Below are 14080 nucleotides of genomic sequence, written 5' to 3'. Positions count from 1 at the left end.
CCCGGAAGCTAAGGCCACCTGCGCCGATGGTACTGCACTCGACAGGGTGTGGGAGAGTAGGACACCGCCGGAACATCATTGCGAAAGGCCCTCCAGCATTGCTGGAGGGCCTTTTTGCGTTCGCGTCCACAAGCCTTTCGCCGGGTCAGGGGACTACCGTGGAGCTATGGCGACCACGAGGATCGGCACGCACATCAATGCGCCCCGCGGAAGTGTGTATCAGCTGCTGATCGACCCCGAGGCGGTCCGGGCCTGGATGGTGCCCGACGGCATGGTCAGTGAAGTGCACCGGTTCGAGCCGGAGGAGGGCGGGGTCTTCTCGATCACCGTCACCCAGGACGAGCTCACCGCGGCGGGGACGACGGAGCAGCAGCACCATGCCTACTACGGGCGATTCCTGAGCCTGGTCCCGGAGGAGCGGGTGATGGAGGTGCTGGAGTTCGTCACCGAGATACCGGATATGGCGGGCGCGCAGACCATCACCTTCACGCTGGCCGACGCCGACGGCGGCACCGATCTCGAGGTGCTGCACGAGGGTGTGCCGCCGGGGATGACGCTCGCCGACAACGAGGTGGCGTGGGAAGTGGCGCTCGCGAAGATGGTCGCACTGGTCGAGCGCGGCGCGATCGGCTGATCGGCCGCGCCCGGACACGCGTCGGTTCAGCGCACGGCGTCGTCGGCGCGCGGTGTGATGTCGGAGGCGGGCACGAGATTCCAGGCTTCGAGCTGCTTACGGATCTGCTCGGCGGCGTCGATATTGAGCGGGCCGCTGGTCCACAGCGCGTACGGCAGGTTGAAGAAGCGGCTGTCGCGGACGGCGCGCAGCCCGTTGATGCCCGGCTTGCCGCGCAGCAGCTCCACCTTCTGCGCGTAACTCTGGCCGGGGTAATCGACGAACATGATCGCGTCCGGGTCGGCGGCGGCCAAGCGCTCCCACGAGACCTTGGTCCAGGTGTCGGCGACGTCGTCGAGGACATTGCGGGCGCCGGCCGCTTCGAGGATCGCCTGGGGCGCACCGAACTTGCCGCTGGAGTAGATGGTGTCGGTCCCGCTGTCGAAGAGGAAGACCGTCGGGGCCTGCGCGGGCTTCGGGGCGGCGGTGAGGGCGGCCAGCCTGCGGTCGAGATCGGCGGTGACGTCGGCGGCGCGGTCGGGGTGGCCGGTGATGGCGCCCAGGTCGGTCAGGTCGGTGCGCAGCGCGGTCCAGGGTTCGACGGTGCCGCGGGCGGCCGCGCCGTCCTGCTGGCGGCAGCTCTCGGTGAGGACGTAGGCGGCCACGCCGTCCTTCTGGAGTGCCGCGGGGGTGAGGTTGCTCGCCTCGTCGTAGCCGTAGCTCCAGCCCGCGACCATGACGTCCGGGCGCTGGGCGAGGACGGTCTCGCGCGACGGGTACTCGGGGGCGACGGACTTCAGCCCGTCGACGACGTCGGCGCCGTAGTGCCTGCGCAGGGTGTCGGCGTCGCGCTGGATGCTCGACACCGCGGTCACCTGGTCCTGGGCGCCGAGCGCCAGGATCATCGAGACCAGGTTGCCGTCGTTGACGAACAGCCGCTGCGCGGGTGCGGGGAAGCGGGTGTCCTTGCCGCAGTTGCGCACCGTGATGGTGGACGCCGTGTCCGCCGAGGTGCCGGTGCAGGCCGCCAGGACGGCGGCGAGTGCGGCGGTGGCCAGGATCCGGCCGGTGTTCTTCATCAGCGCGCCTTTCGCGGGGTGATCAACAGATGGTCTTCGCCGGTCACCGGATGGGCGACCCGGGTGGCGTCCACGCCGAACACCTCGGCGACGACCGCGGGCGTCAACGCCTCGGCGGGCGGCGCGGGCGGTCGGGCGATGCCGTTGTGCAGCACGATGATCCGATCGCAGTAGCGGTCGGCCAGCGACAGATCGTGCAGGGCGGCGACGACGGTGCGGCGCAGCCCGCGCACCAGGTCGAGGAGCTCGAGCTGGTGGGTGATGTCGAGGTGGTTGGTCGGCTCGTCCAGCAGCAGGACCGGGGTGTTCTGGAGCAGGGCGCGGGCCAGCAGCACCCGTTGCCGCTCGCCACCCGACAACTGCTGCACCGGGCGGTCGGCGAATCCCGAAAGATCCACTGCCGCCAGCGCTTCCAGCACCTGTTGACGCTCGCCCGATGTGCCGAGCCCCCACGGTGGCAGATAGGGGGTGAGTCCGAGGGCGACGACTTCGCCGACGAGCATATCGGCGGGCGGGCTCTCGTCTTGGGCCACCAACGCCACCGCGGTGGCCCGGTGTCGCGGTCGGAGATCGTGCAGCGCACGGCCGTCGACGAGCACTCGGCCGCGTGCGGGTTTGCGGAGACCGGCCAGGGTTCGCAGCAGCGTGGTCTTGCCGCTGCCGTTGGGGCCGACGATGCCTACGGTCTCGCCGGGCTCGATGGAGAATTCCACGGCGCTGAGGACGTTTCGGCGGCCGATCGAACACGTCAGCTCGGCGGCCCGAATCGCTCCGGGCCGCGCGGAGTTCGAGCGGGTGGTGTCGCCCGTGCCTGCGTCACCACCGCCGCGCTCGCCGTCGTTCGGCCGGGCGTCGACCGGATCGCCCGTCGCGGTGGGAGCGGCGACGGGGGCACTGGCCTCGGCGCCGGGACCGGTCACCGTGACATGCGCGTCGGACCGATGGGTGCCGTGATCGGTGCCGGCGGAATCGATCCGCTGCGCAGAAGGCGTCGCGCCACGGAGATCCGCGTGCTCGCTGTCGGCGGACCGTGCCGGGCGGGCAGTGTGTTCGTGCGTCGTCACGAGGTGCCGAAGTGGTAGCGGCGGCGGCCCATCAGGAGCAGGAAGGTGGGTGCGCCGATGAGGCCGGTGAGGACACCGACGGGGATCTCGGTGGGGCGGACCAGGACCCGGGTCGCGGCGTCGGCGACGACGAGGAACAGCGCGCCGCACAGGGCGCAGGCGGGGAGCAGCGCGCGGTGGCGTGGGCCGACGATCATGCGCGCGGCGTGGGGGACGACCAGCCCGACGAAACCGATCCCACCCGACACCGCGACCAGCACCCCGACGAGCACCGCCAGCAGGACGAACAATCCGATGCGCAGTTCCTTCACCGGAACACCGATCGACGACGCGGTGGTCGCGCCGAGGGTGAGGGCGTCGAGCCACCCGGCGATGGCCAGCAGGACGGCACCCGCGACCACCACGACGACCAGCGGGAGCGCGAGGGTGGTCCAATCCGCCCCCGCGAGGCTGCCGAGCAGCCAGAACAGGACCGATTGCGCGGCGGCGGGATCGGTACTGCGGAACACCAGATAGCTGCTGAACGCGGCGAAGGCCGAGCCGAGCACGGTACCGGTGAGGACCAGGCGCAGCGGGGTGAGACCGCCCTGGGCGAAGGCCACCAGGAAGACGAGGGTGGCCGCGCCGAACGCGCCGGCCAGCGCGCCACCCGAGAGGGCCCAGATGCCCGCGCCCGCGAACAATCCCGAGGTGATCACCGCGGCCGCGCCGACGCCCGCGCCGGAGGAGACGCCCAGCAGATAGGGGTCGGCGAGCGGGTTGCGCACCAGCGTCTGCATGGCCGCGCCCGCCAGCGCGAGACCAGCGCCGACCACGGCGGCGAGGACCGTGCGGGGCACCCGGAGCTGCCAGACGATCGTGTCGATGCCGAGATCGGTGGGGGTGGTCCCGGTCAGGCGGGCGCCGAGGGTGTCGAGCACCGCGGACACGGGGACGATCTCGGCGCCGAAGCCGGTGGCGCCGATCATGGCGGCCAGCAACAGCGCCCCGAGCAGCGGGAAGGCGAGCGATGTCCGGGCACGGATCATCGCGGGTTCTCCAGAGGCAAGGCGCGGCCCTTTCAGAGGGTGCCCGGCGAGGGAGGTCTGACTTTCGCCGCGAGGCGATCACAGTGGCGCGACCGTTCCGGAGTTGCACCGGATTCCCGCACCCGCCGGGGAGGACGATCGAACTCTAACCTGGCACTCGGTGCCTGCGGTCGGCCGGGGGACCGGCGAGTGTCACCGGTGTTCCGATCACGGTAAGGCTAAAGCTGTTCGGGAAAACCGCGGATTGATTCAATCCCACTATGCACCGACCGAATACCTTCCTGCCCGGCCTGCGAGGCCGCGCCACCGCCGCGCTCCTCGCGGTGGCCACCGTTGCGACGCTCGGCCTGAGCGGATGCTCGAACGGCAGCGACGCACCGGTCGGCACCCCGGACGCGCCCCTGCCCACCGAGGTTCCCGCGGGCACCACGCTCGTCGTGGCCGACCAGCAGGAGCGGTTGCAGTCCGCGCTGCGGCTGTCCGGTGAGCTGGACAAGCTGCCGTTCAAGATCGAATTCGCCAACTTCGTCGGTGGCCCGGCCATTCTCGAGGCCTTCCGGGCCGGCGCGGCCGATGTGGGTCAGGTGGGCGACGTGCCGCCGATCCACGCGCTGGCCGCCGGGCAGGACGTGCCGATCGTCGGCTCGTATCAGACCAACCCGCAGGCGCTGAAACTCGCTGTCGCGCCGGGACGTTCGATCAGCAAGCTGACCGACCTGAAGGGCAAGAAGATCGCCTACGCCGAGGGCACCGCGCAGCAGGCGGCCGTGCTCAAGGCGCTCACCAAGGCGGGGCTGAAGCCCACCGACGTGCAGCTGGTCCGGCTGCAGCTCGCGGAGTTCCTCGATGCCGTGCGCACCGGTCAGGTCGACGTCGCGCCGCTGATCGAGCCCAACGTGACCCGGCTGCTGCGCACCCAGGGCGCCTCGGTGATCCCCGATTCGGAGACGACCGGGATCTACAGCGGCCTGGCCTACCTGTACGCGCGCCGCGCGGTGGTCCAGGATCCGGCCAAGGCCGCCGCCACCCGCGCCCTCGTCGGCGCGTTCGTGCGGGCCTGGCAGTGGACCAACACCCACCGCGAGGAATGGGCGACCAAGTACTACGTGGACAGCCAGAAGGTGAGCGTCGACGACGCCAAGCGGATCGTCGAATCGCTGGGCACCTACACGTTCCCGCACCTGGACCAGCAGCTGGTCGCTCGGCAGCAGACCACCATCGACGCGATCGACGCCGTCGGCGAGCTGCCGAAGAAGATCAAGGCGGCCGACGGCTTCGACCTGCGCTTCGACGCGGCGGTCACCGAAGCGGTCACGGCCAGCGGGGCGGCGTTCGCGCCGGCGGCGAGCTGATGGCCACCCTCGACGCCGGCGTGCTGCGGCGGATTCGCAGCACGCCGGCGCCGGTCACGGCACTCGCGCCGCGCGGGCGGGGCACCCGCAGGCTCGGACCCGGCAAGCCCATCCCGTTCGGTTTCGCGCTCGGTCCCGCCCTGCTCGTCGGCGCCTGGGTGCTCGGCTCGGCCACCGGCGCGATCGACCCGGACACCCTGCCCGCGCCGTGGACCGTCGCGCAGACCGCCGGTGACCTGATCGCCGACGGCCGGCTGCAGTCGAACCTGCTGACCTCGCTGCAGCGCGCCGCGCTCGGGCTCGGGCTCGGTGTGCTGATCGGCGTCGTGCTGGCGCTGGTGGCCGGCCTGAGCCGGATCGGCGAGGCGATCGTCGACGGGCCGGTGCAGATCAAACGGGCCATCCCGACGCTGGCGCTGATCCCGCTGTTCATCGTGTGGTTCGGCATCGGCGAGGAGATGAAGCTGATCGTCATCACGACCAGCGTGCTGATCCCGGTCTACATCAACACTCACGCCTATCTGCGCAGCGTCGACGCCCGCTACGTGGAGCTCGCCGAGACCGTCGGGCTGTCGCGGTGGGGGTTCCTGCGGCGGATCGCGCTGCCGGGCTCGCTGCCGGGCTTCTTCCTCGGACTGCGACTGGCGGTGACCATCTCCTGGCTGGCGCTGGTCGTGGTCGAGCAGGTCAACGCGACCAGCGGCATCGGCTACCTGATGACGCAGGCGCGCACCTACGGACAGATCGACGTCATCGTCGTCGGTCTGGTGATCTACGGACTCCTCGGGCTCTTCGGCGACCTCGCCGTGCGGGCGGCGGAACGGAAGGCGCTGGCATGGCGACAGACACTGGGCGACTGACCGACGAGGACCGCAGCGTGGTGCGCACCCGCGCGCTCACCCGCGGCTTCGGCGAGCGGATCGTGCTCGACGGCATCGACATCGAGATCCGGCGCGGCGAGTTCGTCGCGCTGCTCGGCCGCAGCGGGTCGGGCAAGAGCACGCTGCTGCGGGCGCTGGCCGAACTCGACGCCGACGTCCCCGGCTCCGGCGAACTCACCGTGCCGACCCAGCGCGCCGTGGTGTTCCAGGATTCCCGGCTGCTGCCGTGGGCCCGGGTGCTCGACAACGTGGTGCTCGGCCTCACCGGGCGCGACGCGGCCGGGCGCGGGCGCGCCGCGCTCGCCGAGGTCGGCCTGGCCGGACGCGAGAAGGCTTGGCCGCGTGAGCTTTCCGGTGGGGAGCAGCAGCGGGTGGCGCTGGCCAGGTCGCTGGTGCGCGAGCCGGAGCTGCTGCTGGCCGACGAACCGTTCGGCGCGCTCGACGCGCTCACCCGGATCCGGATGCACGCCCTGCTGCAGGCGCTGTGCGAGCGGCACCGGCCCGCCGTGCTGCTGGTGACCCACGACGTGGACGAGGCCGTACTGCTCGCCGACCGCGTGCTGGTCCTGGACGAGGGCCGGATCGCGATCGACCAGCGCATCGACACGCCGCGCCCGCGCAGGCACGCGCACCCGGAGTTCATCCGGCTGCGCGAGGTCCTGCTGGCCGGGCTCGGCGTCGACACCACCGACATCGAGGAAGTGAAGCAAGCGTCATGAGCGCACCACGGCAACTGAGTCTCAACGCGTTCATCTACCCGTCGGGGCATCACGAGGCGGCCTGGCGGCATCCCGACAGCAGGCCCGACCGGATCTACGACGTCACCTACTACCAGGAGATCGGGCGCACTGCCGAGGCGGCGAAGCTGGACGCGGTGTTCTTCGCCGACGGGCCCGCGCTGCGCACCGATGTGCGGCACAACGCCGCGCCGGGGCTGGAGCCGATCACGTTGCTCACCGCGATCGCCGCGGCGACCACGCATCTGGGCCTGATCGCCACCGCGTCGACCACCTACTACGAGCCCTACAACCTGGCGCGGCTGTTCTCCTCGCTCGACCACATCTCCGGCGGCCGGGCGGGCTGGAACATCGTCACCACCGGTACCGATCTGGCCGCGGCCAATTTCGGGCTGGACCGGCATCCCGACCATGCCGAACGTTATGCCCGCGCACGGGAATTCGTCGACGCGGTGGTGGCGCTGTGGGACAGCTGGGAGGACGACGCGATCCTGCTCGACCGGGCCGCGGGCGTCTACGCCGACCCGGACAAGATCCATCCGATCGACTTCGTCGGTGAACATCTCAGCGTGCGTGGGCCGTTCAACGCCGCGCGCACGCCGCAGGGGCATCCGGTGCTGGTGCAGGCGGGCGCGTCGAACGAGGGCAGGGCCTTCGCGGGCAAGTACGCCGAGGCCATCTTCACCGCGCACCAGCGGCTGTCGGACGCGCAGGCCTTCTACGCCGACATCAAGGCCAAGGCGGCCGAGTTCGGGCGCGACGCGAGCGAGGTGAAGATCCTGCCGGGGATCAGCCCGTTCATCGCCGACACCGAGGCCGCCGCGCTGCGGTTGGAGCGGGAGTTCAACGAGCTCACCGTGCCCGAATACGGGATCAAGCAGCTGGAATCCCTCACCGGGACCTCGCTGCGCGCCCTCGCGCTGGACGAGCCGGTGCCGGTCGAGACGTTCGCCGGGGCAGGCGATGTCACCGACAACGCGCGCAGCCGGTTGCAGGTGGTGGCGGGCATCGTCGAGCGGGAGCGGCCGACGCTGCGCGGGCTGCTGCACCGGCTGGCGGGCGCGCGCGGGCACCGGGTATTCGCCGGGACGCCGGAGCAGGTCGCCGACACCATCGAGGAATGGTTCACCCAGGGCGCGGCCGACGGCTTCAACGTGATGCCGCCGTACTACCCCGGTGGGTTGGAGGTGTTCGCCGAGACGGTGGTGCCGATCCTGCAGGAGCGCGGGCTGTTCCGCACCGAGTACACGGGCACCACGCTGCGCGATCACTTCGGGCTGGCCCGGCCGCGCGGACGGTTCGCGCCGGAACCCGTCAGCGTCGGATGAACCGGTCCGACGACGAGAACTGTTGTACCGCTGGGCCGGAAGTCGTGACGCCGTGAGCGCGCGTGGTGGCTCACTCCGGCGGACGGCCGGGTCTCGGTGAGCGCCGGGGTAGTCGACGAATCGGTGCGGTTGCGGTCGCTCGTGTGGCCGGTGTTCGCGCCGATGGCGCTGTACGGCGTCGGCGCGGGAGCGGCCGCGCCGATGTACGCGCTGCGGGCGCTGGACCTCGGGGCGTCGGCGGGTACGGCCGGGCTGATCGTCGCGTTGAGTGGGCTCGGGATGGTGCTGACGGATCTGCCCGCGGGGCGGATCGTCGCGCGGATCGGGGAGCGGGCGGCGATCGGGGTCGGCAGCGTGCTCGGCACGGTCGGGGTGCTGGCGGCGATCCTCGCGCCGAATCTCGCTGTGCTGGCGGTGGGTCTGCTGCTCAACGGTGCGGCGGGCGCGGTGTGGGGGCTGGCGCGGCAGACCTATCTGGTCTCGGTGGTGGCTCCCGATCAGCGGGGGCGGGCCATGTCGACGCTGGCGGGCGCGCACCGGCTCGGGTTCTTCTGCGGGCCGTTCCTCGGCGCGGCGCTGGTGCACGGGTTCGGGCCGGTCGGCGCGCTGTGGCTGCAACTGGTCACCACGCTGCTGGCCAGTGCGGCGATGGTGACCATCCGCGCCGCCGATCTCGACGACGTGGCCGCGCTGCGGCCGCTGCACACGGTGCTCTCCGAGAATCGCAGGGCCCTGGGCACGCTCGGGCTCGCCTCGGTCGCGGTCGGCGCGGCGCGGGCCTCGCGCACCGCGCTGTTGCCGCTGTGGGCGGCGCACCTTGGCATCGATGCCGCGACCACCAGTCTGCTGTTCGGGCTGGCCGGTGCGATCGACGTGCTCATGTCGTACCCGGCCGGGATCTGGCTGGACCGGGCGGGCAGCCGGGTCACCGGCATCGCCTGCGGCATCTGCTTCGCGGCGGGGTACGCGGCGCTGCCGTTCACCCACTCGGCGCTCACCATGGGCGCCGCGACCATGCTGCTCGGGCTGGCCAACGGCCTGAGCAACGGCTTGATCATGACTGTCGGCGCGTTCGCCGCACCGGAGGACCGCCGCGCGGAATTCCTCGGCGCGTGGCGGCTGACCCACGATGTGGGGATGTTCGCGGGCCCGGTCTCGGTCGGGCTGGTCGGTGCGGCCGCGGGCCTGGCCGCCGCCGGTGCGCTGCTCGCGGTCGGCGTCGGCCTGGGCACCGTGGCGATCTACCGCTGGTTCCCGGGCCGGGTGCGGCCGCGGCTGGTGAGCGACGAGTGATGCTGCGGCCCATGGATGTTCGGGCCGCGGCGACGGGGTCTATCTCCGGGCGGGATCGCGGCCGGTGAGGCCGAGGATGCGGTCGAGCAGGGGAGCGTCGGCGGCGACGGGGATCTCGGGGCCGTAGATGCCCATCGCGCGGCCTTGGTCGGCGGTGGCGGTGGTCTCCTCGAGGGCGTAGCGGAGCAGGTCGTCGTCCCAGTCGGCGGTGGCGCCGAGGGCGTGGGCCAGGTCCCAGCCGTGGACGATCAGTTCGCCGACGACCATGCCGCCGACCAGCGCCGCGGGCAGTTCCGTCGGCCCGCCCATGTGGGTGGTGCCCTGCCATGCCTCGGGGTCGCGCCAGGCGGTGGCGAGATCGGCGAGCTGGGTGTCGAGGGCGGCGGGCCAGTCGCCGGCGGTGAGGTCGACCTCGGTTTCGGCGGCCGCGGCCGGGGCGACCGACTCCTTGCGTGCCGCGCCGATCAGCGACGGACCCCAGAACAGCAGATGGTTCAACAGGGCGCGGACATCGAACTCGGCGCAGGGCGTCGGGGCGGTGAGCTGGTCCGGCGTGAGGGTGCGCAGGAGCTTCGAGAGTGGTTCGGCGGCGCGGGCGACGCGTTCGGTTTCGGACATACAGCGAGGTAACCACCCTCGGCCTCGCGCTGTCTTGAACAAACGCGACATACACTCGCTGCGTGGAGCGCGACCCGCGGGAACTCGGCGGTGCCTGGCGCGCGGCGCAACGGCATACGTTCGCCGAACCGTCGGGGGAGCCGGCGCGCTACGTCGCGCGGTACTGGTCGGTGACCTGGGCCTACGAACGGCCGTATCGGCAGTTGGTGGTGCCGCTGCCGAATGTCCATCTGAGCTTCCGGGACGGGCGGGCCGAGGTGCACGGGCCGTCGTCCGCGCACGTGTACCGCGAGTTGTCGGGGACCGGTTCGGTATTCGGTGTCGCGTTCCGGCCCGGCATGTTCCGTCCGTTCCTCGGCGGCCCGGTAGCGCGGCTGCGGGACCGGACGATCGACGCCACAGCGGTATTCGGCGCGGCGCTGCCCACGGTCGCCGACGTCGACACGGTCGAGCGATTCCTCCGCGCGCACCTGCCCGGCCCGGACCCGCGGGCCGACCTCGCCGCCCGGGTCGTCGCCGCGATCGCCGAGGACATCGAGGTGACCAGGGTGGAGACGATCGCGGACCGATTCGGGCTGAGCGTGCGCGGGCTCCAGCGGCTGTTCGCCGAGTACGTCGGACTCGGCCCGAAATGGGTGGTGCGCCGCTATCGCCTGCACGAGATCACCGAGCGGCTCGCCGCCGGGACCGAGATCGACTGGGCCGGGACCGCCGCCGAGCTGGGATATGCCGATCAGGCCCATCTCAGCCGGGATTTCCGCCGGATCTTCGGCGAACCGCCGACCCGCTACGCGCTGCGCTACGACCCGCGCTGACCCCGCCGCCTCAGCGGACGCGGGTGCCCAGGATGGTGCGCACGCCCGCGATGAACAACTGCAGGCCGAAGTCGAAACGCGCGGTCGGGTCGGGGGTGTCGTGCAGCGGGGAGGCGTCGTCGGTGAGCGCGCCCACCGAATCCATCTGCATGCGGGACTGCTCGTCCACGGTCTGGCCGAGCACGTAGTAGAGCAGGGTGTAGGCCGTGAGTTCGGCTTCCTCCCTGGTCATCCCGGCGCGGATGACGATGCCGGCGAGGCGCTCGCGGGCCTTGCTGGTGGTCAGCCGCGAGGCGTAGGTGGCCGAGACCAGTTCGGCGCCGTCGCGGTAGGCCAGCAGGCAGTCGCGCAGCCGGTGGGCGAGTTCGGTGAGCTGCTCGGGCCAGTCGACGGCGGTGATCGGCTCGTCCATCGGCGCCAGGATCCGGTCGGCGACCGCGCCGAGCAGCGACTGCTTGTCCTTCACGTGCCAGTACAGCGCACCGGGCTGGACCTGCAGCGATCCGGCCAGCCGTCGCATCGTCAGGTCGCCGAGACCGTACTGGTCCAGAATCGCGACGGCGGCATCGACCACATCCGTCTTCCGCAGTTGCACGCGTGTCCTTCCCCAGAGATTCACCGACCCGAGTGTCGTGTCTCACTCGCACCCGCTACCCTAGCCTGAACACCGTTCAAGTTGCACGGCCACGCCGGGTGGATCACACCCGTGCTCGTGCGCGAACCCCGTCGAAGGGACATCACGTCGTGACACAGGCACCCGTCCAGACCGACATTCTGGCCATCGCCCGTGAGCAGGTGCTCGAGCGCGGTGAAGGCCTCACCGAGGCGCAGACCGTCGAGGTCCTGCGCCTGGGCGACGACCGCCTGGAAGCGCTGCTCGAGCTCGCCCACGAGGTGCGGATGAAGTGGTGCGGCCCGGAGGTCGAGGTCGAGGGCATCATCAGCCTCAAGACCGGCGGCTGCCCCGAGGACTGCCACTTCTGCTCGCAGTCGGGCCTGTTCCAGTCGCCCGTGCGCGCGGCCTGGCTCGACATCCCCAGCCTGGTCGAGGCGGCCAAGCAGACCGCCAAGACCGGCGCCACCGAGTTCTGCATCGTCGCCGCGGTCCGTGGCCCGGACGAGCGCCTGATGGCGCAGGTCGCCGCGGGTGTCGAGGCGATCCGCAACGAGGTCGACATCCAGGTCGCCTGCTCGCTGGGCATGCTGAACCAGGAGCAGGTCGACCAGCTCGCCGCGATGGGCGTGCACCGCTACAACCACAACCTCGAGACCGCCAAGTCGCACTTCCCGAAGGTGGTCACCACGCACACCTACGAGGAGCGCTGGGACACCCTGCGCATGGTCCGCGAGGCAGGCATGGAGGTCTGCTGCGGTGGCATCCTCGGCATGGGCGAGACCATCGAGCAGCGCGCCGAGTTCGCCGCGCAGCTGGCCTCGCTCGAGCCCGACGAGGTGCCGCTGAACTTCCTCAACCCGCGCCCCGGCACACCCTTCGGCGACCTCGAGGTGCTGCCCGCGGCCGACGCGCTGCGCGCCATCGCCGCGTTCCGCCTCGCGCTGCCGCGCACCATCCTGCGTTTCGCCGGCGGCCGCGAGATCACCCTCGGTGACCTGGGCGCCAAGCAGGGCATGCTCGGCGGCATCAACGCCGTCATCGTCGGTAACTACCTGACCACCCTCGGCCGTCCCGCCGAATCGGATCTCGATCTGCTGGGTGAGCTGAAGATGCCGATCAAGGCGCTCAACGAAACCCTCTGAGACGCGGGCGCAGTAGGGTGACTGATATGGACGAGCGCTACAACCCGTTCACCGGCAAGCGGATCGTGCCGGGGCTCGACGACGCGATGCCCGCGGCCGCCGCGCTCGGGCTCGAGCCGCCGCGGTTCTGCGAGCAGTGCGGCCGCCGGATGATCGTGCAGGTGAGCCCCGACGGCTGGTGGGCCAAGTGCTCCCGGCACGGGGTCATCGAATCGGCGCAGCTGGAACGCCGGTAGTGGTCGCCGAGGTCGGCGCCGCGCCGCGTCCGGAGGTCCTGCGCCGTGAGGTGATCGGCGTCGGCGTCGTCGCGGTCGTCGTGCTCGTGGCGAGCGCGGCGACCGGGGTGGCGTGGGGTCTGCTCGCGCCGACCGAACGGCTGCGGGTGACCCAGCCCGGGCGCGCCGCCGTCCTCACCGGCGAGAGCCTGCACCTGTTCGACGCGGTCGGGATGTTCCTGTGCCTGGGCGCGGTGGTCGCGGTGCTGACCACGATCGCCGCGTGGCGGGTGCGCAGCGTGCGCGGTCCCGCGCTGGTGGTGGGGATCCTGCTCGCCTCGGGACTCGGTGCGGCGGTGATGATGTGGCTCGGCGAGGCGGTCGCCGAACAACGCCATCCGCGTCCACACGATCCCGCGATCGGTCAGATCATCGCGCTCCCGGCGGAAGTCGGCACCGACCTCGCGCTGCTCGTGCAGCCCTTCCTCGCCGCGCTCGTGCTGCTGTTCCTGGCCGCGCTGCATCCGCGCACCGATCTCGGTTCGGGCTCGACGGGCCTGCTCGGCGACCTGCGACCGGCCGAATTCGACGACTATCCGGTGGCCGGACCGGCCGAGGAATATCGTCCCAGCGGCGATTTCGATTCGAGTCCGCAACCGCGCGTCTGAGCGCGGCCCGCGCCCCCGACCGGCGCTACCATCGCCGATATCGGCAGGTGGACGGCTCGGGAGGAGTGGGTCGTGGGGTTCATCGGAGGCGGTCCGGTCGTCGAAGAGCTGGACGCGACATTCTGGCGGCTCATCGAGCCGCTCACGTATCAGGGTGCGGTACAGACCTTCACGGTCCCGGCCGGCTTCCGCACCGATTTCGCCTCGGTGCCACGGGCACTGGTCTGGCTGATCCCACGCTACGGCGCCTACACCAGGGCCGCGATCCTGCACGACTACCTGTGCCGCACCGGCACGGTCAGCCGCGCCGACGCCGACGGCATCTTCCGCCGCTGCCTGCACGAGTTCGCGGTCTCGACGCCGCGCCGCTGGATGATGTGGGCCGCAGTGCGTCTGGGCAGTCACCTGCGCGGCGCGACACCCGGTGACATCGCGCGCTGGATCGTCATCGCGGTGCCGTCGCTGCTGTTCCTGGCGGTGCCGGTGGTCGTGGTGACAGTGGCGCTGTGGCTGTTCTGGGTGGTGGAGCTGGCCTTCTGGGCGATCGGCAGGCTCGGCAAGCGCACGACCGCGCCGCCGCCGGGCCCGCAGATGAAGACGGCCTAGCCACACTTCACCCAGAACGGGCGAT

General features: G+C 71.4%; 16 protein-coding genes and 1 riboswitch. Of the genes, 11 read left to right on the top strand and 5 right to left on the bottom strand.

What is annotated here, in order from left to right; translation table 11 throughout:
- The first annotated feature begins 166 nt into the window (after positions 1–166).
- Positions 167–634: an SRPBCC domain-containing protein gene (locus ACFVW6_RS34440; RefSeq protein ID WP_355283122.1), complete on the top strand. Its 468-nt coding sequence runs from the start codon at positions 167–169 to the stop codon at positions 632–634.
- 26 nt (positions 635–660) lie between these two features.
- Here ACFVW6_RS34440 and ACFVW6_RS34435 read toward each other — a convergent pair whose 3' ends face one another.
- Genes ACFVW6_RS34435 through ACFVW6_RS34425 form a run of 3 tightly spaced genes read right to left on the bottom strand, consistent with a single transcriptional unit; the run spans position 661 to position 3784 of the window.
- The gene (locus tag ACFVW6_RS34435) at positions 661–1692 is read right to left on the bottom strand and encodes an ABC transporter substrate-binding protein (protein WP_378832501.1); all 1032 of its coding nucleotides are present in this window, start codon (positions 1690–1692) and stop codon (positions 661–663) included.
- Positions 1692–2756 carry an ABC transporter ATP-binding protein gene (locus tag ACFVW6_RS34430; protein WP_378832504.1) on the bottom strand — a complete coding sequence of 355 codons (1065 nt, stop codon included), beginning with the start codon at positions 2754–2756 and terminating at the stop codon, positions 1692–1694. The genes ACFVW6_RS34435 and ACFVW6_RS34430 overlap by 1 nt, the downstream gene beginning before the upstream one ends.
- Positions 2753–3784: a FecCD family ABC transporter permease gene (locus ACFVW6_RS34425; RefSeq protein ID WP_378832506.1), complete on the bottom strand. Its 1032-nt coding sequence runs from the start codon at positions 3782–3784 to the stop codon at positions 2753–2755. The genes ACFVW6_RS34430 and ACFVW6_RS34425 overlap by 4 nt, the downstream gene beginning before the upstream one ends.
- Before the next feature lie 54 nt (positions 3785–3838).
- Positions 3839–3902, bottom strand: a riboswitch (cobalamin riboswitch).
- 142 nt (positions 3903–4044) lie between these two features.
- On the opposite strand from ACFVW6_RS34425, the gene ACFVW6_RS34420 reads away from it, so the two are divergent.
- The 5 genes from ACFVW6_RS34420 to ACFVW6_RS34400 all read left to right on the top strand — a co-directional run bounded on the left by ACFVW6_RS34420 (position 4045) and on the right by ACFVW6_RS34400 (position 9375).
- Entirely contained in the window at positions 4045–5136 is a 1092-nt protein-coding gene (locus tag ACFVW6_RS34420; protein ID WP_378832509.1) for an ABC transporter substrate-binding protein, read from the top strand.
- A complete protein-coding gene (locus ACFVW6_RS34415; protein WP_357350895.1) occupies positions 5136–5996 on the top strand; it encodes an ABC transporter permease in 861 nt (286 codons plus the stop codon). Before ACFVW6_RS34420 ends, ACFVW6_RS34415 begins: the two co-directional genes overlap by 1 nt.
- Positions 5972–6736: an ABC transporter ATP-binding protein gene (locus ACFVW6_RS34410; protein ID WP_355283138.1), complete on the top strand. Its 765-nt coding sequence runs from the start codon at positions 5972–5974 to the stop codon at positions 6734–6736. Before ACFVW6_RS34415 ends, ACFVW6_RS34410 begins: the two co-directional genes overlap by 25 nt.
- Entirely contained in the window at positions 6733–8082 is a 1350-nt protein-coding gene (locus tag ACFVW6_RS34405) for an LLM class flavin-dependent oxidoreductase (RefSeq protein ID WP_378832513.1), read from the top strand. The genes ACFVW6_RS34410 and ACFVW6_RS34405 overlap by 4 nt, the downstream gene beginning before the upstream one ends.
- Positions 8083–8178: 96 nt before the next feature.
- Positions 8179–9375: an MFS transporter gene (locus ACFVW6_RS34400; protein ID WP_378832515.1), complete on the top strand. Its 1197-nt coding sequence runs from the start codon at positions 8179–8181 to the stop codon at positions 9373–9375.
- Between the two features lie 39 nt (positions 9376–9414).
- Here ACFVW6_RS34400 and ACFVW6_RS34395 read toward each other — a convergent pair whose 3' ends face one another.
- Entirely contained in the window at positions 9415–9993 is a 579-nt protein-coding gene (locus ACFVW6_RS34395; protein WP_378832518.1) for a TIGR03086 family metal-binding protein, read from the bottom strand.
- Between the two features lie 62 nt (positions 9994–10055).
- On the opposite strand from ACFVW6_RS34395, the gene ACFVW6_RS34390 reads away from it, so the two are divergent.
- Positions 10056–10808: a helix-turn-helix domain-containing protein gene (locus ACFVW6_RS34390; protein ID WP_378832521.1), complete on the top strand. Its 753-nt coding sequence runs from the start codon at positions 10056–10058 to the stop codon at positions 10806–10808.
- 10 nt (positions 10809–10818) lie between these two features.
- Here ACFVW6_RS34390 and ACFVW6_RS34385 read toward each other — a convergent pair whose 3' ends face one another.
- Entirely contained in the window at positions 10819–11403 is a 585-nt protein-coding gene (locus ACFVW6_RS34385; RefSeq protein ID WP_355283150.1) for a TetR/AcrR family transcriptional regulator C-terminal domain-containing protein, read from the bottom strand.
- A 149-nt stretch (positions 11404–11552) separates the two neighbouring features.
- Here ACFVW6_RS34385 and bioB point away from each other — a divergent pair, with 149 nt between their 5' ends.
- The 4 genes from bioB (at position 11553) to ACFVW6_RS34365 (ending at position 14055) form a co-directional block, all read left to right on the top strand.
- Positions 11553–12566, top strand: a complete 1014-nt coding sequence (bioB, locus tag ACFVW6_RS34380) for a biotin synthase BioB (RefSeq protein ID WP_019046302.1) — start codon at positions 11553–11555, stop codon at positions 12564–12566.
- Positions 12567–12592: 26 nt separating this feature from the next.
- Positions 12593–12802, top strand: a complete 210-nt coding sequence (locus ACFVW6_RS34375) for a hypothetical protein (RefSeq protein WP_189033945.1) — start codon at positions 12593–12595, stop codon at positions 12800–12802.
- Positions 12802–13449 (top strand): DUF2567 domain-containing protein, encoded by a 648-nt coding sequence (locus ACFVW6_RS34370; RefSeq protein ID WP_378832525.1) that lies wholly within the window; start codon positions 12802–12804, stop codon positions 13447–13449. Before ACFVW6_RS34375 ends, ACFVW6_RS34370 begins: the two co-directional genes overlap by 1 nt.
- Positions 13450–13521: 72 nt before the next feature.
- A complete protein-coding gene (locus ACFVW6_RS34365) occupies positions 13522–14055 on the top strand; it encodes a DUF1353 domain-containing protein (RefSeq protein WP_378832528.1) in 534 nt (177 codons plus the stop codon).
- Positions 14056–14080 lie beyond the last annotated feature (25 nt).

The sequence above is a fragment of the Nocardia sp. NPDC058244 genome (genome assembly GCF_042882065.1).
GTDB lineage: Bacteria > Actinomycetota > Actinomycetes > Mycobacteriales > Mycobacteriaceae > Nocardia.
Note: the sequence above shows the minus strand (reverse complement) of the source record. Positions and strands in the feature narration are given on the sequence as shown.

Coding starts and splice junctions, on each gene's coding strand:
- ACFVW6_RS34420 (WP_378832509.1), top strand. CDS start 4,045: ATGCACCGACCGAATACCTTCCTGCCCGGCCTGCGAGGCCGCGCCACC.
- ACFVW6_RS34405 (WP_378832513.1), top strand. CDS start 6,733: ATGAGCGCACCACGGCAACTGAGTCTCAACGCGTTCATCTACCCGTCG.
- ACFVW6_RS34435 (WP_378832501.1), bottom strand. CDS start 1,692: ATGAAGAACACCGGCCGGATCCTGGCCACCGCCGCACTCGCCGCCGTC.
- ACFVW6_RS34425 (WP_378832506.1), bottom strand. CDS start 3,784: ATGATCCGTGCCCGGACATCGCTCGCCTTCCCGCTGCTCGGGGCGCTG.
- ACFVW6_RS34410 (WP_355283138.1), top strand. CDS start 5,972: ATGGCGACAGACACTGGGCGACTGACCGACGAGGACCGCAGCGTGGTG.
- ACFVW6_RS34415 (WP_357350895.1), top strand. CDS start 5,136: ATGGCCACCCTCGACGCCGGCGTGCTGCGGCGGATTCGCAGCACGCCG.
- ACFVW6_RS34440 (WP_355283122.1), top strand. CDS start 167: ATGGCGACCACGAGGATCGGCACGCACATCAATGCGCCCCGCGGAAGT.
- ACFVW6_RS34375 (WP_189033945.1), top strand. CDS start 12,593: ATGGACGAGCGCTACAACCCGTTCACCGGCAAGCGGATCGTGCCGGGG.
- ACFVW6_RS34395 (WP_378832518.1), bottom strand. CDS start 9,993: ATGTCCGAAACCGAACGCGTCGCCCGCGCCGCCGAACCACTCTCGAAG.